Annotated in this window: 18 protein-coding genes; 3 read left to right on the top strand and 15 right to left on the bottom strand. The window is 70.6% G+C overall.

The features are described from left to right. Positions 1–66 precede the first annotated feature (66 nt). From B1A86_RS05145 to nrdH, 7 genes are all read right to left on the bottom strand, one after another. Positions 67–744 carry a methionine ABC transporter permease gene (locus B1A86_RS05145; protein WP_036313181.1) on the bottom strand — a complete coding sequence of 226 codons (678 nt, stop codon included), beginning with the start codon at positions 742–744 and terminating at the stop codon, positions 67–69. Beyond that, entirely contained in the window at positions 741–1,835 is a 1,095-nt protein-coding gene (locus B1A86_RS05140) for a methionine ABC transporter ATP-binding protein (protein ID WP_078026103.1), read from the bottom strand. The genes B1A86_RS05145 and B1A86_RS05140 overlap by 4 nt, the downstream gene beginning before the upstream one ends. Positions 1,836–1,838: 3 nt before the next feature. Continuing rightward, the gene (locus B1A86_RS05135) at positions 1,839–2,744 is read right to left on the bottom strand and encodes a MetQ/NlpA family ABC transporter substrate-binding protein (protein ID WP_073115374.1); all 906 of its coding nucleotides are present in this window, start codon (positions 2,742–2,744) and stop codon (positions 1,839–1,841) included. Positions 2,745–3,251: 507 nt separating this feature from the next. Beyond that, the gene (gene nrdF, locus B1A86_RS05130) at positions 3,252–4,235 is read right to left on the bottom strand and encodes a class 1b ribonucleoside-diphosphate reductase subunit beta (RefSeq protein ID WP_152743901.1); all 984 of its coding nucleotides are present in this window, start codon (positions 4,233–4,235) and stop codon (positions 3,252–3,254) included. A 249-nt stretch (positions 4,236–4,484) separates the two neighbouring features. Beyond that, the gene (gene nrdE / locus B1A86_RS05125; RefSeq protein WP_180537555.1) at positions 4,485–6,611 is read right to left on the bottom strand and encodes a class 1b ribonucleoside-diphosphate reductase subunit alpha; all 2,127 of its coding nucleotides are present in this window, start codon (positions 6,609–6,611) and stop codon (positions 4,485–4,487) included. A 47-nt stretch (positions 6,612–6,658) separates the two neighbouring features. Further along, the gene (gene nrdI / locus B1A86_RS05120; protein WP_078026102.1) at positions 6,659–7,126 is read right to left on the bottom strand and encodes a class Ib ribonucleoside-diphosphate reductase assembly flavoprotein NrdI; all 468 of its coding nucleotides are present in this window, start codon (positions 7,124–7,126) and stop codon (positions 6,659–6,661) included. 11 nt (positions 7,127–7,137) lie between these two features. After that, positions 7,138–7,383 carry a glutaredoxin-like protein NrdH gene (gene nrdH, locus B1A86_RS05115; RefSeq protein WP_036313172.1) on the bottom strand — a complete coding sequence of 82 codons (246 nt, stop codon included), beginning with the start codon at positions 7,381–7,383 and terminating at the stop codon, positions 7,138–7,140. Positions 7,384–7,794: 411 nt separating this feature from the next. Between nrdH and B1A86_RS05110 the strand changes: the two genes are divergently transcribed. Continuing rightward, on the top strand, positions 7,795–8,100 hold the full coding sequence (locus B1A86_RS05110; protein ID WP_036338933.1) for a GNAT family N-acetyltransferase: 306 nt from the start codon (positions 7,795–7,797) through the stop codon (positions 8,098–8,100). Positions 8,101–8,109: 9 nt separating this feature from the next. Here B1A86_RS05110 and B1A86_RS05105 read toward each other — a convergent pair whose 3' ends face one another. The 4 genes from B1A86_RS05105 to B1A86_RS05090 all read right to left on the bottom strand — a co-directional run bounded on the left by B1A86_RS05105 (position 8,110) and on the right by B1A86_RS05090 (position 12,431). Then, entirely contained in the window at positions 8,110–9,153 is a 1,044-nt protein-coding gene (locus B1A86_RS05105; RefSeq protein WP_078026101.1) for a hypothetical protein, read from the bottom strand. Between the two features lie 202 nt (positions 9,154–9,355). Then, complete coding sequence (locus B1A86_RS05100) at positions 9,356–10,426, bottom strand: DUF305 domain-containing protein (RefSeq protein ID WP_036313160.1); 1,071 nt, start codon at positions 10,424–10,426, stop codon at positions 9,356–9,358. A 122-nt stretch (positions 10,427–10,548) separates the two neighbouring features. Then, entirely contained in the window at positions 10,549–11,454 is a 906-nt protein-coding gene (locus B1A86_RS05095; RefSeq protein WP_078026100.1) for a class F sortase, read from the bottom strand. Positions 11,455–11,519: 65 nt separating this feature from the next. Further along, positions 11,520–12,431 (bottom strand): LysR family transcriptional regulator, encoded by a 912-nt coding sequence (locus B1A86_RS05090; RefSeq protein WP_078026099.1) that lies wholly within the window; start codon positions 12,429–12,431, stop codon positions 11,520–11,522. Between the two features lie 144 nt (positions 12,432–12,575). Here B1A86_RS05090 and gabT point away from each other — a divergent pair, with 144 nt between their 5' ends. Beyond that, the gene (gene gabT / locus B1A86_RS05085) at positions 12,576–13,898 is read left to right on the top strand and encodes a 4-aminobutyrate--2-oxoglutarate transaminase (RefSeq protein ID WP_078026098.1); all 1,323 of its coding nucleotides are present in this window, start codon (positions 12,576–12,578) and stop codon (positions 13,896–13,898) included. A gap of 81 nt (positions 13,899–13,979) precedes the next feature. Here the strand turns inward: gabT and B1A86_RS05080 are convergent, their stop codons facing one another. From B1A86_RS05080 to B1A86_RS05065, 4 genes are all read right to left on the bottom strand, one after another. Beyond that, entirely contained in the window at positions 13,980–14,291 is a 312-nt protein-coding gene (locus tag B1A86_RS05080) for a hypothetical protein (protein WP_010078815.1), read from the bottom strand. A 198-nt stretch (positions 14,292–14,489) separates the two neighbouring features. After that, positions 14,490–15,875 carry an NAD-dependent succinate-semialdehyde dehydrogenase gene (locus B1A86_RS05075; RefSeq protein ID WP_078026097.1) on the bottom strand — a complete coding sequence of 462 codons (1,386 nt, stop codon included), beginning with the start codon at positions 15,873–15,875 and terminating at the stop codon, positions 14,490–14,492. Then, a complete protein-coding gene (locus B1A86_RS05070; protein ID WP_078026096.1) occupies positions 15,872–17,533 on the bottom strand; it encodes an APC family permease in 1,662 nt (553 codons plus the stop codon). Before B1A86_RS05070 ends, B1A86_RS05075 begins: the two co-directional genes overlap by 4 nt. Before the next feature lie 26 nt (positions 17,534–17,559). After that, on the bottom strand, positions 17,560–19,092 hold the full coding sequence (locus tag B1A86_RS05065; RefSeq protein ID WP_041103003.1) for an NAD(P)/FAD-dependent oxidoreductase: 1,533 nt from the start codon (positions 19,090–19,092) through the stop codon (positions 17,560–17,562). A 161-nt stretch (positions 19,093–19,253) separates the two neighbouring features. Between B1A86_RS05065 and B1A86_RS05060 the strand changes: the two genes are divergently transcribed. After that, entirely contained in the window at positions 19,254–19,946 is a 693-nt protein-coding gene (locus B1A86_RS05060) for a TetR/AcrR family transcriptional regulator (protein ID WP_036381598.1), read from the top strand. Positions 19,947–19,960 lie beyond the last annotated feature (14 nt).

Genomic DNA, 19,960 nt, shown 5'->3' with positions numbered 1-19,960 from the left:
ACGACGACGGCCGGTGACGTCCCCGCGGGATGTCACCGGCCGTCGTCGTGCGGACCGAGCCGGGGTTCAGCGGCGCATGACCTTGCGGGCGATGCCGTTGCCGATCAGCTGCAGTGCCTGGACGAACACGATCACCACGATCACGGCCAGCCAGGTGACCTCCGGACGGAACCGGTTGTAGCCCTCCACGATGGCGAAGTTGCCGACGCCGCCGCCGCCGATGATGCCCGCCATCGCGGACATGTCCACGAGCGAGATGATCACGAACGTGAAGCCGAGGATCAGCGGGCCGAGGGCCTCGGGCAGCACCACGGCGCGCACGATCCGCATGCGGGAGGCGCCCATCGCGCGGGCGGCCTCGATCACGCCGGGGTCCAGCGAGACGAGGTTCTGCTCCACGATGCGGGCGATGCCGAACGTGGACGCCCAGATCATGCAGAACACCACGGCGGTGTTGCCGATGCCGGTGCCGAGCACCGCGATGGTCAGCGGCTGCAGGGCGGCGATGAGGATGACGAACGGGATGGGCCGGATGAGGTTCACGATGAAGTTCGTGACCAGGTAGACGGCACGGTTGGCGAAGATGCCGCCCGGGCGCGTGGTGTAGAGGACGAGCCCGACCAGCAGGCCGAGGATGCCGCCGAGGATGAAGGACCAGCCGACCATGTAGAGGGTGTCCCCCACGGCGGTCATCAGCTCGGGGCCGTAGTACCCCCAGTCGAGGTTCTGGAATCGGTCGATCACTGGTGCACCTCCTGCACGTCTCCGGCGCCGGCCAGGTCCGCGACAAACGCGTCCACCGCGGCGGCCTCGCCCGTGAGCGCCACGGTGAGCAGGCCGTACGCGGAGTCCTTGGTGGCGGACATGCCGCCGTGGACGATCTCGAAGCCCACGCCGCGCGTCGATGCGGTGCCGAGCACCGCCGAGACCGCGGCGGAGTCCTTGAGCGAGACCATGATCAGCCGACCCTCGGTGCGCGCCCGGATGCGGGCCACCTCCTCGGCATTCGGCCGGTCCTTGAGCGCCGTGGCCACGAAGGACGCGGCGTCGGCGGAGTGGGCGGGCCGAGAGAAGAGGTCGTAGACCTTGCCGGACTCCACCACGCGGCCGCTGTCCATCACGGCGACGCGGTCGGCGATCGAGCGGATGACCTCCATCTCGTGGGTGATGGCCACGATCGTGACCCCGAGCTCCTCGTTGACGCGGCGCAGCACGGAGAGCACCTCGTGCGTCGTCGAGGGATCCAGGGCGCTGGTGGCCTCGTCTGCGAGCAGGATCTCCGGCTCGGCGGCCAGGGCGCGGGCGATGCCGACGCGCTGCTTCTGGCCGCCCGAGAGCTGCTCCGGGTAGTGCTTGGCCTTGTCCGCCAGGCCGACGAACTCGAGCAGCTCCGCCACGCGAGCGCGGCGTTTGGACCGCGGCCAGCCGGCCGTGTCCAGAGCGAACTCGATGTTCCCGGCCACCGTGCGGGAGGTCAGCAGGTTGAACTGCTGGAACACCATGCCGATGCGGGTGCGCAGCGGACGCAGCTTCGCTTCGGAGAGATGGGAGACCTGCTGGCCCAGCACCGTGACGGTGCCCGACGTCGGCTTCTCCAGCCCGTTGATCATGCGGATCAGGGTGGACTTGCCGGCGCCGGAGAAGCCGATGACGCCGAAGACCTCGCCGCGGTTCACGGCGAGCGAGACGTCGTCCACGGCCTTCACACCGGCACCCTTCTTGGCGGCGTAGACGCGGCTGACGTGGTCGAAGACGATGACCGGCTCCCCCGGGGCGCCCGCGGAGGGGCGCCCCGGGGTGACCGCGTCACGGTCGGACGTATGGGAACCTGCCATGGATCAGGCGCCCTGCTTCGCGATCGCGTCCTGGTACTGCTTCAGGGTCTCGTCGATCTGGGCGGTATCGAGCTGCACCGGCACGCTCGTGCCGGAGGAGAGCTTCGCGGACTCATCCAGCACGGGCTGCTCGTGGTACAGGGCCGCGATCTTCTTGTAGGTCTCGTTGTCGCGGTCCTCGCGACGCACGGCGAAGCCGTTGACGTACGGCTTGGCGGAGTCGTCCTCGGGGTCGTCCTTGAACAGGGCGGTGTTCGTGTCGATGCCGGCGTCCGCCGAGAAGGTGTTGTTGATGACCGCGCCCTGCACGGACTCGAGCGCGTTCACGGTCTGCTGCGCGGCCACGGGCTGCACCGTCACGGTGGAGGCGGCCTCGTCGATGTCGCGGACCTCCGGGCGGATGGTCTCATTGGACAGCTTCAACAGGCCGGCGGCGACGAGCACATTGATGGCACGGGCCTGATTCACGGTGTCGTTCGGGATGGCGACGGTGTCGCCCTTCTTGAACTCGGAGACGTCCGTGTACTTCTTGGAGTACAGGGGCAGCGGGATGATCTCGGTGGTCCCGATCATCGTCAGGTCCTTGCCGGAGGCCTGGTTGTAGTCGGCCAAGTAGGCGATGTGCTGGAACCAGTTCATGTCGATGTCGCCGTTGTCCAGCGCCGGGTTCGGCTGCGTGTACTCGGTGAAGTTGCGGATCTCGACGTCGATGCCGTGCTTCTCCTTCGCGAGCTTCACCAGGGCGCGGTGCGACTCGTTCTCGGACACGACGCCGATGCGCACGGTCTGGGCGCCGTCGTCGCTCTTCTCCTCGGCCTGCGAGTTGCAGGCGGTCAGGGCGAACGCGCCGACGGCGGCCAGGGACAGGCCGGCGAAGGAGCGGCGGGAGATGTTCGAGGGGGTCGTCATGGGGTTCTCCTTGGAGGACGGTGCGACGTCGCCGGCGCGGGTGGGCACGGCGGGTGCGGAACGGTGCGGGGTGGGCCGTGCGGTGGGTGATTCCCCGCGGGGCACAGCACGGCGGGCGGGGGGCGAGAGACGCCCCGAGCCGGAGGCCGGGATCCTTTCGAACGCTGCTCTTGCCCGTCCCCCAGTCACCGCGGGCTCCCCTCGAGGGGTCTGCACGCAGCGGAGGCAGGCCGCTTCTCGGTCCGTTGCCACCCGTGAACATGGGGTTGGCGAGCGGCTCGTCGTGGGACCACGTGGACCCGCCGAGGCGGGGTCCACAGCCGCTTCTCCTGAAGCTGGGCCCAAGCGTATCGCAGCGTGTGCGCTCCATCGGGCAGGGCGGTGACGCGCAGCGTCATACTGCGGGCCCGGGTGTCGACGTGTGATGCCCCCGCGAGACGACGACGGCCGGGCGCCTCCGCGGGGAGGCGACCGGCCGTCGTCGGGACGGGGCTCAGGCGGACGGGATCAGAAGTCCCAGTCCTCGTCCTCGGTGTTCTCGGCCTTGCCGATCACGTAGGAGGAGCCGGAGCCGGAGAAGAAGTCGTGGTTCTCGTCCGAGTTCGGGGAGAGCGCGGAGAGGATGGCGGGGTTCACGTTCGTGGTCTCGGCCGGGAACATGGGCTCGTAGCCCAGGTTCATCAGCGCCTTGTTCGCGTTGTAGTGCAGGAACTTCTTCACGTCCTCGGCCAGACCGACGGCGTCGTAGAGGTCATGGGTGTACTCGACCTCGTTCTCGTACAGCTCGAACAGCAGCTCGAAGGTGAACGCCTTGAGCTCCTCCCGCTTCTCCTCCGGCAGGGTCTCGATGCTCCGCTGGTACTTGTAGCCGATGTAGTACCCGTGCACCGCCTCGTCGCGGATGATCAGGCGGATCAGGTCGGCGGTGTTGGTGAGGCGGGCGTGCCCGGAGAGGTACATGGGCCAGTAGAAGCCCGAGTAGAAGAGGAAGGACTCGAGCAGGGTGGAGGCGATCTTCTTCTTGTACGGATCCTGGCCGTCATAGCGCTCCACGATCAGGCGGGCCTTGGCCTGCAGGTTCCGGTTCTCACGAGACCAGCGGAACGCCTCGTCGATCTCCGGGGTGGAGGCCAGCGTGGAGAAGATCGAGGAGTACGACTTCGCGTGCACCGACTCCATGAACGCGATGTTCGTGAGGACGGCCTCCTCGTGCGGGGTCATGGCGTCCGGGATGAGGGAGACGGCGCCCACGGTGCCCTGGATCGTGTCCAGCAGCGTCAGGCCCGTGAACACGCGCATGGAGAGCAGTCGCTCCTCATCCGTGAGATGGGACCAGGACTGGACGTCGTTGGACAGCGGCACCTTCTCCGGCAGCCAGAAGTTGTTGACGAGGCGGTTCCACACCTCCACGTCCTTCTCGTCCTGAATGCGGTTCCAGTTGATCGCCTCGACGAGGTGGGACTGCTGGGTCTCGGTCACGGCAGGGCACATCCTTCAGAAGAATTCGTTGAGAATCCGCGGATTCCGGGGGCTCACGGGAGCACGGTCAGCGGGGCGCGGGTCCGGGACAGTCTAGGCCCGCAGGGGCAGCGGCAGCCACTCGGGCAGGTCCGGGCTCACAACGTCGTGGGCCCGCCCCGCCCGGCCAGGCGCGCCGCCCCGCTTCGCGGCGGGAAATCGAGCGCACCCGCGCTCAGAAGCGCGGAATACGCGGGATTTCCCGCCTCGAATGGCCGGCTGTCAGAGCATGCAGCTCACGCAGCCCTCGACCTCGGTGCCCTCCAGCGCGAGCTGGCGCAGGCGGATGTAGTAGATCGTCTTGATGCCCTTCGTCCACGCGTAGATCTGCGCGCGGTTCAGGTCACGGGTGGTGGCCGTGTCCTTGAAGAACAGCGTCAGGGACAGACCCTGGTCCACGTGCTGCGTCGCCGCGGCGTACGTGTCGATGATCTTCTCGTAGCCGATCTCGTACGCGTCCTCGTAGTACTCGAGGTTCTCGTTGGTGAGGTACGGCGCCGGGTAGTACACGCGGCCGAGCTTGCCCTCCTTGCGGATCTCGATCTTCGAGGCCACCGGGTGGATCGAGGAGGTCGAGTTGTTGATGTAGGAGATCGAGCCCGTCGGCGGGACGGCCTGCAGGTTGCGGTTGAAGATGCCGTGCTCCATGACGGAGGCCTTCAGCTCACGCCAGTCGTCCTGCGTGGGCAGGGCGATGCCGGCCTCGGCGAACAGCTCGGCGACGCGCTCGGTGGCGGGCGCCCACTCCTGGTCCGTGTACTTGTCGAAGAACTCCCCCGAGGCGTACTTCGAGTCCTCGAACCCGCCGAACCGCTGGCCGGTCTCGATGGCGATCCGGTTCGAGGCCCGCAGCGCGTGGAACAGCACCGCGTAGAAGTACATGTTCGTGAAGTCGATGCCCTCCTCCGAGCCGTAGTGGACGCGCTCGCGTGCCAGGTAGCCGTGGAGGTTCATCTGCCCCAGGCCGATGGCGTGGGAGGCCGCGTTGCCCTTGGCGATGGACGGCACCGACTGGATGTCGGACATGACCGACACGGCCGTCAGCGCACGGATCGCGGTCTCCACGGACCGGCCGAAGTCCGGCGAGTCCATGGTCTTGGCGATGTTCATCGAGCCGAGGTTGCAGGAGATGTCCTGGCCCACGTGGGCGTAGCTCAGGTCCTCGTTGTACTCGGAGGCCTCGGAGACCTGCAGGATCTCGGAGCACAGGTTGGACATGGTGATGCGGCCCTTGATCGGGTTCGCGGCGTTCACGGTGTCCTCGAACACGACGTACGGGTAGCCGGACTCGAACTGGATCTCGGCGATGGTCTGGAAGAACTCGCGCGCGTTGATCTTGGTCTTCTTGATCCGCGCGTCGTCGACCATCTCGTAGTACTTCTCGGTCACGGAGATCTCGGAGAACGGCACCCCGTAGACACGCTCGACGTCGTACGGCGAGAACAGGTACATGTCCTCGTTCTTCTTCGCCAGCTGGAACGTGATGTCCGGGATCACGACGCCGAGGGAGAGGGTCTTGATGCGGATCTTCTCGTCCGCGTTCTCGCGCTTGGTGTCGAGGAAGCGGTGGATGTCCGGGTGGTGCGCGTTGAGGTACACCGCGCCGGCGCCCTGGCGCGCGCCGAGCTGGTTGGCGTAGGAGAAGGAGTCCTCGAGGAGCTTCATCACGGGGATGACGCCGGAGGACTGGTTCTCGATCTGCTTGATGGGCGCGCCGTGCTCGCGGATGTTGGTCAGCGAGAGGGCCACCCCGCCGCCGCGCTTGGACAGCTGCAGGGCGGAGTTGATGCCGCGGGCGATCGACTCCATGTTGTCCTCGATGCGCAGCAGGAAGCAGGAGACGAGCTCACCGCGCTGCTTCTTGCCCGAGTTGAGGAACGTGGGGGTGGCCGGCTGGAAGCGGCCGGCGATCATCTCGTCCACCAGGTGGGTGGCCAGCTCCTGGTCGCCCCGGGCCAGGTGGAGGGCGACGACGGCGACGCGGTCCTCGTAGCGCTCGAGGTAGCGCTTGCCGTCGAAGGTCTTCAGGGCGTACGAGGTGTAGAACTTGAACGCGCCGAGGAAGGTCGGGAAGCGGAACTTGGCCTTGTAGGCACGGTCGAACAGGCCTCGGATGAACTCGAAGGGGTACTGCTCGAACGTCTCGGTCTCGTAGTAGTCGTTCTTCTGCAGGTAGTCGAGCTTCTCCTCCAGGTCGTGGAAGAACACCGTGTTGGTGTTGACATGCTGCAGGAAGTACTGGCGCGCGGCCGCGTGGTCGGCCTCGAACTGGATGCGACCGTCGGCGCCGTAGAGGTTCAGCATGGCGTTGAGCTCGTGGTAGCCGAGGTTCTGCCACTCGGCGGGCATGTTCTTCGCCTGGCGGATGAGGTCCGCCTCGGTGGGTGCGGTGGTGGTCATGTCCACATTCCTTCCAGGCCGCCGCGGACGCGTTCGACGTCGTCGGGCGTGCCCATCAGCTCGAATTTGTACATGAGGGGCACCTGGCACTTGCGGGAGATGATGTAGCCGGCCAGGCAGTAGCCCTCATGGAAGTTGGTGTTCCCGGACGCGATCACACCCCGAATCCAGTGACGGTTCTCCGGGACGTTGAGGAACTTGATCACCTGCTTCGGGACCGCGCCCGGCCCGCTGCCCCCGCCGTAGGTGGGGGTCATCAGGACGTACGGGGCGGTGGCCCCGAGGGTGGGCTCCCGGGTGATCAACGGCAGTCGAGCCACCCGGTCCTCGGGCAGCTCGAGCTTCTCGACGAAGCGGTGCGTGTAGTTGGAGGCGGAGGAGAAGTAGATCAGTCCCGCGTCGGTGGGGACGAGCCCCTGCGCCTCGGCCGAGCGGATGTGGCTCGGGTCCGCGGCGACGGTCATGTCGACTCCGGTCAGGCCACCGATGCCGCGGCGGACTCGGCGAGCTCGGCGATCTTGTCCGGGCGGAAGCCGGACCAGGAGTCGGTCTCGGTGACGACGACGGGGGCCTGCATGAAGCCGAGGGCACGGACGCGCTCGAGGGCGGCGGGGTCCTGGGACATGTCCACGACCTCGTAGGCGATGCCCTTCTTGTCCAGTGCACGGTAGGTGGCGTTGCACTGCACGCAGGCCGGCTTGGTGTACACGGTGACGGTCATGGCGATCCCTGTTCCTTCGTGGTCTCTGGTGGTCTGCGGGTGTCGGCGCGGCGCCCGCGAGGTGAATCACGGGGCGTGCCGAACATCTGCGTCGATACTACATCTAGTGATCACAGCCGGGAACCATCCCTACATGTAGTAGTCACACCGCTGTAGTTACGTATCCCCACCCTCTGCCCATCCTGTCCACACCCTGCTGTGCGAGACGATCCGCGCGGACATGCGGGACACGCCGGGACCGAGGTCGACTGTCCACAGCCGGTGGAGATCTCGGGGCCGGGTTCCCACAGCCGGAAAGTCGGGTTCGCCACGTCCGCGAGCGGCGTGTCCGGCCCCCGCGGACCACTACATGTAGGAGCCCGCCGCCGGCCGGCGTCGGAATACCCCGTGACCACCGGGGGTTGCCCCGGCATGAGCACCTCCCCCACCGTCACCCGCAATGACGCCGAGTCCCGCTACGAGCTCCACGACGGCGGCACACTGCTCGCCGTCCTCGACTTCCGGGACAACGGCGCGGCCGTCTCCCTGAACCGCGCGTTCACCATCCCGGTGCACCGCGGCCGGGGCCACGCCGCCGCGCTGACCGCGGGCGCCGTCGAGGACATCGCGACGAACGGCGGCCCCGCAGGGGGCCGCCGCATCGTGCCGATGTGCTGGTACGTCGCCCAGTGGTTCGACGAGCACCCGGAGAAGAGCGCGCTGCTCGCGCCCCGCTGACCCGCGCGGTCAGGCGGCGACGCGGTGCCGGCGCACCACGGCCAGGACGCCCGCGGCCAGCACCGCGACGGCGACGGGCCACGCCGCCGGACCACGCCCGGTCTCGACCGTGTCCGGCACCGTGTGCTCGCCGTCGGCCGGATCCGCAGGGGTCTCGGGCTCCGCCGGCGAGGTGGGAGTGTCGGGATCGGCCGGCTGGCCCGGAGCGTCGTCGAACAGGCCGGCCACGGGGAAGGTCACGAACCCCGGGATCCGCCCGTTCTCCCAGTCGTAGAGGTCCACGCGGGGATCGCCGAACCGCACGGTCACCGTCCGCGTCGTCGTCACGCCGTCCCTCGTGGCCCGCAGGGTGACGGTGTCGGATCCGGTGAAGCCCTCGGGCGCCTGGTACACGTAGCCGCGCGGCCCGCCGGTCTCCTCCTCCGTCACCTCGACGACCCGGCCCTCGGCCGGGCCCGCGACGAGCGTCAGCGGCGCCGCCTCATCGCCCGTGTACGAGGAGATGAACACGTGTCGCTCCCCCGGCGCCGCGAGCAGGGTGGTGTCCCAGGCGGTGGGGAGCATGTGGAAGCCGAGCTCATGACGCTGGTCGGCGCGCAGCGGCTCGCCCGGGTCAGCGTCGGTGAGGTCGGCGTCCGGACCGTAGGTGAGGGCGGCCACCTCGCCGCCCAGGACGTAGAGGGTGTAGACGACGGGACCGGTCCCCGACTCGCCCAGGCTCCGCCGGGCCGCGGCGACGTCGAAGTCACCGCGCTCCAACTCGTCGTCGTACGTGAACGGGACCTCGGTCTCGGCGCCGCGGGCCTCCCCCTCCATCGCCGGAGCCACCGTGAGGCGGACGTCGGACTCGTCCACCTCGAACTCGGTGCCGAAGGAGGCGCCGGTCTCACCCTCCGCGCCGGCCACGAGGAAGGATCCGCCGGGCAGGCCGTGCTCGGCGGTCCATCCAGCGGGGTGGGCGGGTGAGGCGAGGGCGGGGGTCGCCCCCACGCCGGTGAGAAGGACGCCGGCGCCCAGGGCGACGGCAAGGCGGGTCGGTCGGGCGGTGCGCATCGTGCTCCTCCAGGGGTGCGGTGCTGCGACGGGCCGAAGGGTTCCCCGGCCCGGACGCCCGAGGTCGACCGGATGTCGCACTCGCCGCGTCGGCACGAATCTACGCCGCGCGGACGTGAGGCGGGTCACCATCCGGTGACGAAGCGCTATCGACTCGGTCACGGCGACGCGCGATGCGGATCGGGCCGGCCGGCGCCGCGCGTCAGCGGGATGCGCTGGGCGAGGGGCTTGCCCCGGAGGAGGGGCGCGGGGTGGCCTGCGCCGTGTCGGCCGGGCTGGGCGACGGGCTCGCCGATGCGGCGTCCCGCCCCCGCTGGTCCTCGGCGTCCCGGCCGGACGCGCTGGCGGAGCCCGACGCGCTGGAGGAACTGGGCGAGCTCGACGACGGCAGCACCGGCTTCTGGGTGGCGCGGAAGCTGCGCACCCGCTGCAGCGGCTCCGGGACGAAGTCCGAGGGGACGGAGCCGCCGTCCGCGCCGGTGCCCTCGATCTTGATGGGGCCGGTGAACCCGGACGGTTCCGCCGTGCGCGCCCCGCTCGACCCGATCACGCCCATCTCCCCGAGCGTCGCGGCCAAACTCTCCAGCTCCTTGCGATGGCCCTCGACCACGCTGGAGGCCAGCTCCTTCGCCGCGTCGTCCGAGCCGTCCTCCGCCTCCGTGGCGGAGATCGTCAGCGCGCCCTGATAGAGGCGGCGCATCTGGAGCAGGTAGATCCGTCCTGCCTCCTCCGGCTCGGCGGCGGCCAGCACGTTCTTCTCCCGGTCGGACAGGAGTCCGGCGCGCAGCTCGTCGCCCACGATCTGGGTCGGCTCCGCGTCCTCCGTGGACTCGGGCTGCGCAGACGGGGTCGACTCGGCACCCGCACCGCGCACGTCATCCGAGGGGACGCCCCAGCCCTCGAGCATCGACTCGAGCCGGCCCGCCCGCTCCTCGTGCTCGGACTTCATCCGTTCGGCGGTGGCCCGGATCTCCTGGTCCACGCCGTCCTTGCCCAGCACCTGATCGGACTGCTGGATCGCGTCGCGGTGGTTGCGCAGCAGCAGACCCGCGAACTGGATGTCCGCCGCGAGCGGGTCGGCGGACGTCTGGCTGGGGCTGGCCAGCACGCCCTCCAGGTAGGTGTTCCCCGCCTCCGTGCCACCGGTCTGTCCGGGCTCCTCGGCGACGCTGCAGCCGCCGGTGGCCAGGGTGATGCTCAGGAGCGCCCCTCCGACGGCCACGCTCCAGCGGCGGGGGCGCACGCGGGCGGGGGCGATGTCGGCTCGACTCATGGGCGCAGGTCCTCTCGGCGGTCGTCACCCGGTCACGGGGTCAATGGCGGTCCGACGCGGTCGGCCGCCCCGGCCTCCCCAGGGTACCCCTCCGGCCTCCCTGCCCCGGGGTCGCCGCGGCCTCAGGCGACGCGGGTGGCCTGCACCACCCAGTTGTTGAAGGCGTTCCCGGCCATCCCGGTGCCCGGCACGAGGTCGCACGTGATCAGCGTGACCTTCGCGTCGTCGCCCCCGGGCTCCCAGGCCCAGCGGTTCGCCGGATCCTGGGTGAGCGCCTCCTTCTCCACCGAGACCGCGTCCGAGTCCGCCTCGAAGGCGGCCTGCGTGCCGTCGTCGTATGTCACCACGACGACGGCACCCGCGCGCACGTCGCCCAGGTTCCAGAACACGTCCCGCACGCCGTGGTAGACGACGTGCCCGGCCAGGACCCCCGCGTACCGGGACCGCTCCCCCGGCGTGGTGCCCCACTGCGGCGGGCCGTACCAGCCGACCGTCTGTGGCTCCGGGTCCAGGTCGCCGCCCTCATCCAACTGTGTGAGGTCGATCCCCGCTCCGACGATCTGCTCGCCGTCCTGGTGGACGTCCACGTGCACGGGCGTCGCCGTGACCTCGTCCCACGGGGCGGCGGGGCCGGAGAGGTGGGCGGCCGCGGCGGGGGTCGGCTCCTCGGACGGTGCCGGCTCCTCGGACGGCGCCGGCTCCTCGGTGGGGGTCGGCTCCTCGGACGGCGTGGGTGTGCCGGCGAGCTCCTGGGTCTCGACGGGAACCGCCGCCTCCCGCGTGGGTGACGCCGAGGACGGGCTCGGCGTCGGGGTCGGGGTGGCCGTCGTTGCGGGGCTGGGCGTGAAGCGTGCCGAGGACGGCGACGGCGACGGCGACGGGGTCGCGGACGCCGTGGCGCTGAGGGTGGGGGCGGCGCTGATCGGCACGGCGCCGACCGCCAGCACCCCGCGCAGCGCGAGGAACACGAGTCCCAGGCACAGCAGCACCAGGACCACCCACAGGGCGCGTCGGACGGTGGTGTTCATCCGGGTTCTCCCCTCGTGTGCATCGACGCGGCCCGCCCGGGGCCGCGTCCGACGACGGCATGGTCTCACGCGCTCCGGCCTCGGCCCGGCGCGTCGTCTCCGGGCTCGGCATAGCGGTCCCGGACGAAGGCCTGCAGCCGACGGGCGATCGCCTCCAGCGTCTCGGCGGCGAAGTGATCCCCCCGCCACGCCGCGTGCAGTCGCACCGTGAGCGTCCGCCCCTGCGCGATGACCCGCACCGGCGTCAACCCGAAGGCCGGGTCCTCGGTGACGACGGCGACGCCCGCCCCCGCCGCGACCAGGGCCTGGGCCACCCGCCCGGAGTTCGCCTCGGTGAGGGCCGGCGGCGTGAGGCCCGCCACGGCCACGGCGCCGTCGAGGACGCGTCGCGCCATGAAGGTGCGGGCGGGTGCGACGACGGGCTGGGCCACGAGGTCGTCGAGGGACACCCGCGTCCGGCCCGCCCAGGGGTGGCCCGGGGCGACGTACGCCCAGACCGGCAGGTCCATCAGCGGCAGCGACGCGACGGAGGGCGGCGGCACCGTCGGCATCACCACGAGGTCGTGCCGCGCGACGGCGTCGAGCAGCGAGTCGTCCAGCTGGGTCTCCGCGACGCGCGGGCGCGGGTCCTCCTCCCCGAAGGTGGCCACGAACGGCAGCACGACGTCGATGAGGGTGGTGCCCGGCGCGGCCACGGCCACGTCCGTGAGCCGACCGGAGGCGAGCGCGCGGGCCGCCTGCTCCGCCCGTCGATGGGCGACGAGGACCTCGCGCGCCACCGGGAGGAACGCCTCGCCGGCCGTCGTCAGCTCGAGCCGACCGGCGACCCGGGCGAACAGGGGCAGGCGCAGCTCACGCTGAAGCCGCTGCAGCTGCCGACTGAGCGCGGACTGTACGAGATCCAGGCGGATCGCGGCCCCCGAGACCGTGCCGACCTCTGCCACCGTGACGAAGGCCCTGAGCAGTTTCTCCTCCATGCCGAATGAGCATAGCCACCATGCAAGATCATCACTGGACGGCATGCACTCAACGCCCCACCATGGGAGGACGCGGCCCGACGCGTCGTCGTCGTGCCCACCCGTCGTCCCCGCTCCCGTGAGCCGTCCCCAGGAGGCATCCCCATGACCGCCACCCCCGACCTCGAGCAGACCCGCCATCTGGCCACCGAGCTGCCCGGCCCTCGCTCCCGTGAGCTCGCCGAGCGCCAGAAGCGCGCCGTCCCGGCCGGCGTGGCCACCACCATGCCGGTGTACGCGGCCCGCGCCGCGGGCGGCATCCTCGAGGACGTGGACGGCAACCGCCTGATCGACCTGGCCTCCGGCATCGCCGTCACCTCCGTGGGCGCCTCCCACCCGCGCGTCGTGGCCGCCGTTCAGGACCAGGTCGCGCAGTTCACCCACACCTCGTTCATGATCACGCCCTACGAGGGCTACGTGGCCGTGGCCGAGCAGCTGGACCGCACCAGCCCGATCCCCGGCGAGACCCGCACCGCCCTGTTCAACTCCGGCGCCGAGGCCGTGGAGAACGCCGTCAAGGTGGCCCGCGCCTACACCGGCAAGCAGGCCGTGGCCGCGTTCGACCACGCCTATCACGGCCGCACCACCCTGACGATGGCGCTGACCGCCAAGTCCATGCCCTACAAGCACAGCTTCGGACCGTTCGCCCCCGAGATCTACCGAGTGCCCGGCTCCTACCCGCTGCGGGACGGCCTGTCCGGCGCCGAGGCCGCGCAGCGCGCCATCTCCGCGCTGGAGAAGCAGATCGGTGCCGACAACCTGGCCGCCGTGATCATGGAGCCGATCCAGGGCGAGGGCGGCTTCATCGTCCCGGCCGAGGGCTTCCTGCCGGCCGTGGTCGAGTGGTGCAAGGCCAACGACGTCCTGTTCATCGCGGACGAGGTCCAGTCCGGCATCGCCCGCACCGGCGCCTGGTTCGCCTCCGAGACCGAGGGCATCGAGCCGGACCTGATGGCGACCGCCAAGGGCATCGCCGGCGGCATGCCGCTCTCCGGCGTCACCGGCCGCGCCGAGGTGATGGACTCCGTGCACCCGGGCGGCCTCGGGGGCACCTACGGCGGCAACCCCGTCGCCACGGCGGCGGCGCTCGCCGTGTTCGAAGCCGTCGAGGAGGACGGTCTCCTGGAGAAGGCCCGCCGGATCGAGCAGGTCATCCGCGAGCACTTCGAGCAGAACGCCGACGACCGCATCGCCGAGGTCCGCGGCCGCGGCGCGATGATGGCGATCGAGTTCGTGGACCCCGCCACCGGCGAGCCGGACGCGACGCTGACCGCCACCGTGGCCGCGGCCGTGCGCGCCACCGGCGTCATCCTGCTCACGTGCGGCACCTACGGCAACGTCGTGCGCTTCCTGCCGCCGCTGACCATCGGTGAGGACCTCCTCAAGGAGGGCCTGAGCGAGGTCACGAAGGCGCTGCAGTCCGCCTGAGACGCCGCCACCGGCGGACCGACGACGACGGCCCCGCATCCCTGTCCGGGATGCGGGGCCGTCCGCCTGTCGGCACAGGACTCAGATGTCGTCCTCGTACGCCGGGCCGCCTTCGTTCTCCATGGCCTTGATGCGCCGGGACTTCTCGGCGGAGAAGATCCGGCGGACCCCCGCGCCGCCGAACTCGTCCTCCGGGACCAGCCCGACGCCGTACTTCAGCAGGGCCTTCTCCAGACGCAGACGCTCGTCCACCCGCAGGTCGGCCAGCCCCTTCTCGAAGCGGCGCAGCTGCTCCTTCTCGAGGCCGGCCGCGGTGGCCAGGGTGCGGGCACTGACCTGGGCGAGAGCGCGGCCGGCGCGCGCCACGTCGAACGTCATCGGGGTGGGGTACATCAGACATCTCGATTCTGCAGTTCTCGACGGGGATCCCGCTCATGATGGCCGCGCCCCGGTTGAAGGGACAAGGGCGCGCCAGCCTAGAACCCGCTGTGCGGCAGGCGCGTCGCTGACCCATCGCTCCCGCCACGCCGGCGGGACGCGGACGGGCCCGCCTCCGGTCACCGGAGGCGGGCCCGTCGTCGTCGTGGGGTGTCAGTCCTGGACGAAGTACGTCTGCTTGTTGACGAACTCGTCCATGCCGAGCGGGCCGAGCTCGCGGCCGAAGCCGGAGCGCTTGACGCCGCCGAAGGGGATCTCCGCCCCCTCGCCCGCCGGCGTGTTGACGTTGGCCATGCCGACCTCGAGCTGCCGGGCGATCCGCTCGGCCTTGGCCTCGTCCTGGGAGAACACGGCGCCGCCCAGGCCGTACTGGGAGTCGTTGGCGAGGGCGAGCGCCTCGTCCGCGGACTCCACCTTGTAGACGACTGCGACGGGGCCGAAGAGCTCCTCGCGGTAGGCGTCCATCTCGGAGGTGACGCCCGTGATCACGGCCGGGGCGAAGCGGGCGCCCGCCTCGTCCGTGACGGTCCCGCCGACGTGGACGGTCGCGCCCTGCTGACGGGCCCGCTCCACCTGCTCGGCCAGGCCCTCGGCGGCACCGCGCGAGGACAGCGGGGTGAACACCGTCGGGTCCTCGTCGGCGGCCTCCCCGGGCTTCATGGCCTCGGCCAGGGACACCAGCTCGGCCACGAAGGCGTCATGGATGTCCGCCGAGACGATCATGCGCTTGTTGGAGTTGCAGGCCTGGCCCATGTTGTACATGCGGGTCGCCCACGCGGTGCGGGCGGCCTCGGCCGGATCCTCGGCGTCGAGCACGATGTACGGGTCCGACCCGCCGAGCTCGAGGACGGCCTTCTTGAGGTGCTGGCCCGCGAGCGCGCCGATCACGGAGCCGGCCCGCTCGGAGCCGGTCAGGGAGACGCCGGCCACGCGCGGGTCGGCGATGAACTCGGCGATCTGGTCGTGCGTGGCGAACACGTTGGTGTACACGCCGGCCGGCACGCCGGCGTCGTCCATGATCTGCTGCACGGCCAGGGCCGAGCGCGGGCAGATCTCGGCGTGCTTGAGCACGATCGCGTTGCCGAGCATGAGGTTCGGCGCGGCGAAACGGGCGATCTGGTAGTACGGGAAGTTCCACGGCATGACGCCCAGCAGCACACCCAGGGGCAGGTGGCGGATCATGGCGCGGCCGCCCCCGTAGGTCTCGATGGGGCGGTCCGCGGCGAGGGTGGGGCCCTTGTCCGCGAAGTAGCCGAAGATGGCCGAGCTGAACTCCGCCTCCTCGACGCCCTCGGTCACGCGCTTGCCCATCTCGGTGGCGATGATCTGCGCGAGCTCGTCTTTGCGCTCCTCGAAGAGGTCCGCGACCTTCTGCACGATGGTGGCGCGTTCCTCGATGGGGCGGGCGGCCCATGCGCGCTGGGCGGTCTCGGCGGCGGCCAGCACCTGGTCGACCTCACCGTCGGCGAGGGCGGGGAAGGTCTCCACGACCTGGTCGGTGCTGGGGTCCTGCACGCGATAGCCGGTGGGGGTGCTCATGAGTGGGTCCTCTCGTTGGGGTCCCGGACCACGGCACTGCCGTCGTCGTCCGGACGGATGATCGGGATGGGTCGGGTCGAGTCCGTCTGCGGCAGGGTCTCGCCACGGAAGTAGGCCGGGTGGCGCAGCCGCGTCCACATCATCAGTACCACGCCGATGGCCAGCACGCCCATGCCCAGGATGAACACGGTGCCGACACCGAACACGGAGGAGCCGGAGCCGTAGTCGGGGTCGGTGGAGTCCATCGCGGTCACGCAGAACATCACCAGCAGCACGAGGCCGCCGATCAGCGGGAACAGGAAGGTGGTGAGGGCGTTGCCCACCGAGGTGAACCACTCGCGGCGGAAGTACCAGACGCAGGCCAGGGCGGTGATGCCGTAGTAGAAGCAGATCATCAGGCCCAGAGCGGTGATGGTGTCCCACAGGGCGTTCTCGGAGAGCAGCCGCGTGACGACGTAGAAGAGGCCGGCGAAGCCCGCGCACACCCAGGTCGCGAAGGCCGGGCTGTTGAACCGGGGGCTCAGCTCGGCGAAGCGCGCGGGCACGGCCCGGTAGAAGCCCATCGCCAGCAGGGTGCGGGCCGGGGAGACCATGGTGGACTGCAGGGAGGCCAGGGAGCTGACGAGGATCGCGCTGGACATGATCACGGCAAAGGGGCCCAGGATCGGGCCGGCGAGGACCGCGAAGATCGACTCCTGGTTGTCCGGGTTGCCCGCGCCCAGGCCCTCGGAGCCGATGCCCGCCCAGGAGATCACGGCCAGGGCAGACAGGATGTAGACGGCGATGATGACGAACACGGTGACGGCGGCGGCCCGGCCGGGGGTGCGCTCGGGGTCCTTGGTCTCCTCGTTCATCGTGAGGGTCACGTCCCAGCCCCAGAACAGGAAGATGGACAGGGAGACGCCGGCCGCGACCACACTGAAGTCGCCCGCGGTGAACGGGTTGAACCAGTCCAGCTGCACCGGGGTGGGGTCGAAGCCCGCGCCACGGGAGGACTGCGTCAGGGCGGCGACCGCGAACGCACCGAGGGCCAGGATCTGGAAGGCCACCAGGATGTACTGCAGGTGCTTGGTGGTCTCCATGCCGCGGTGCGAGATCCATCCGGCCAGGGCCAGGTACACCAGGGTCAGGGGGATGTTGACCCACAGGTTGCCGGCCAGGTCCGCGATGGCCTGGCTCCCGGTGATCTGGGCGAGCAGCAGGAACGTGAAGTCGACGGCGACGGCCGCCAGGTTGGACAGCACGATCACGGAGGCGGCGATGAGCCCCCAGCCGCCCATCCACCCGACATACGGCCCGAAGGCGTGCGTGGCCCAGGTGAACGACGTGCCGGAGTCCGGCACCCGCGTGTTCAGCGCCCGGTAGCCGAGGGCCACCAGGAGCATCGGGATGAAGCCGAGCAGCAGGATCGCGGGCACGTGGGTGCCGACGGTGCTGATGGTCGGCCCGAGGCCCGAGGTCAACGTGTAGGCGGGGGCGACGACGGAGACGCCGATCACCACCGCCCCGAGCAGGCCGACCTTGCCGGCCTGGAGCCCCTTGTTGCTCACCCCGCCCGGGTTGAGCAGGTTGACCTGCTCGATGGCGGAGGTGGTCGGGTACACGTGCTCGTGTCCCTCATTGTCGACGACGCGGCGTCGTGGGGTGGATGCGCTCATGAGGATGTCCTTGTCCGTCGGGCCGGTCAGCCGGTGGGCTGCCCCGCGTCGGTGGCTTCCCGCTCGGCGATGGCCAGGGCGGCGGCCTCGCCCATGCGGATCGCGCCGTCCACGTGCTGGTAGCCCTCGGCTGCGATGTCCGAGCACGCGTAGTGGATGGGACCGGTCGGGCGGTTCTGGAGGTGGCCCCAGCGGGAGAGCCCGCCGAGGTCGTAGCTGGTGGCGTAGGCGCCTCGGGTCCACTCCTCGGCGGCCATGTCCGAGAGGAAGAACGCGATCGGCTCGAGGGTCCGGGGGCCGAGGTACTCGGCCATGGCGCCGAGGATCGCGGCCTTGCGCTCCTCCTCCGGCAGGGCCCACATCTGCTCCGCGTACACGTCGGACACGAAGCCGACGAGGGTGCCGTGCGGGTCCTCCTTGCCCGGGGCGCCACCGGCCAGGTTCTCGCCGCGGTTGGTGTTGTCATAGATCTCCTGGACGAGACGGCCCCCACCGAAGCACGTGCCGGACAGGCCCTCCTCGCGCCAGAACGGGGTCTCGTACACGGCGTGCACCTTGATGACCAGGCCCATGGAGATGTGCTGGTGCGCGATCTGCTGCTCGCGCGGCATCGGCGGCTCGAAGGAGATGCGGCTGTAGAGGTTCGGCGGGACGGCCAGGACCGCGTAGCGGGCGTGCACCTCGTAGTCGTCAGTGAGCGCCACGACGTCGCCGGCGGCGCCGTCGTGCGCCACGCCGTTGCGCACGTCTGCGGCCACACCGTTCTTCTCGTCCGCGGTGGACGGGTCCGGCTCGGCCCAGCGCAGGGTGCGCACCGGCTGGCCGAGGACGACGTCGTCGCCCAGCTCGGCGGCCATGGCCAGGGACACGGACTGCATGCCGCCCTCGACGCGCTTGTCCAGGATGAAGTCCTCGTCCACCAGGTTGCGGAACGACCCCGCCGAGGCGGACATGAGCAGCGCCTGGAGCAGGGAGAAGGTGTGGGAGGGCTTGGTCAGCATGCCGGAGGCGATGTAGATGGAGACGTTGTCGATGGCCTCCGGGTCGTCGGACTGCTGCTCCAGCCAGTGCCGGAAGGAGATCTTGTCCAGCTCGGCGGCCCGCGGGTGCTCCCACGGGGCGGCGGCGTCGATCTCGGCGGTCAGTTCGTCGATCTTGGCGATCAGGCGATCCATCTCCCGGTCCGTCTTCTCGGCCACCGGGAAGTCGAGGCCGTCGTAGACGTGGCGTTCTCCGCGCGGGTCCACGTAGACGTTGCGACCGTCGCGGAAGCGGGAGAACGTCGGCAGGCCGAGCTCCTCCACCAGGGAGATGAGGCGGGTCTGGTCCGGGGAGATCCACTGGCCGCCGATCTCGATGAAGTGGTCCTTGCCGTCGGCGCCCTCGACCAGGCCGTTCCAGGTGCGGCCGCCGACGCGCCGGCGAGCCTCCAGGACGGTGACGGACAGGCCCTGGGCCTTCGCGGTGCGGGCGGCCATGAGGCCGGCCGGGCCGGCGCCGATCACGACGACGTCGCTCGTCCGGCGCTCGCGGCCGGCGGTGGCGGGGGCGGTGGTCATGGGGTGCTCCTCTGGCGGGGACGGGGCATCGGGCGGGGCCCGGGTGAATGCCGTTCATTTAGAGTGTCGGCGCTCACTGTACGGGCCGCGCGCCGGGAAGGGAAGGCTGGTCCGTAGCCGGCCTGACACCTCCTGCCCGTCCGACGGGTCAGAATGGCCGGATGGACGAGACCACTGAACCGCCCCGGGCGCGCCGCCGCCGCGGACGACCTCTCTCCCCCGCTCTGAGCCGCGAAGCGATCGCGGACGCGGCGCTCGCGGTCGCCCGCACCGAGGGATACGAAGGGCTCACCATGGCGGCGGTCGGCCGTCGCCTGGGCGTGGCGCCGAGCGCGCTCTACAACCACATCAGCGGCAAGCATGAGCTGCTCGTCCTGCTGCAGGACGCCGTGATGGGCGAGGTCTCGCTCGTCGAGCTGGAGGCCGCGATCCGGGGCGAGGTGCCCGTCGTCGCCGCCCTGCGGGCGTGGGCGCGCTCCTACCGCGACGTCTTCGCGGCCCATCCGCCGCTGATCCCGCTCATCGCGACCCTGCCGATCGAGGGAGCCCCGTCGACGCAGCGGGTCTACGAGACGGTGTGCGCGGTGCTGGCCCGGACCGGTCTGGCGCCGGAGCAGGTGCTGGCCCGGGTGATCGCGCTCGAGTCGTTCATCTACGGGTCTGCGTACGACGTCGACGCTCCGGCCGACATCTTCGAGGTGGCGGGGGCGCAGGAGCGCCTGCCCGCGCTTGGCGCGGCCGCCGAGGCCTTCCGGGCGGGCGGGGGCACGCGCGCGACGGGGGCGCGGAACCCCTATGCGGACGCACCCTTCGAGGAGGGACTGGACCTGCTGCTCGCGGGCCTCGGCGACTGACCCGCGGACTGCCG

Source organism: Micrococcus sp. KBS0714, assembly GCF_002008305.4.
In the GTDB taxonomy this organism is placed as follows: domain Bacteria; phylum Actinomycetota; class Actinomycetes; order Actinomycetales; family Micrococcaceae; genus Micrococcus; species Micrococcus luteus.
The sequence above is the reverse complement of the archived record's forward strand: the minus strand, read 5'-3'. Positions and strand labels throughout refer to the sequence as shown.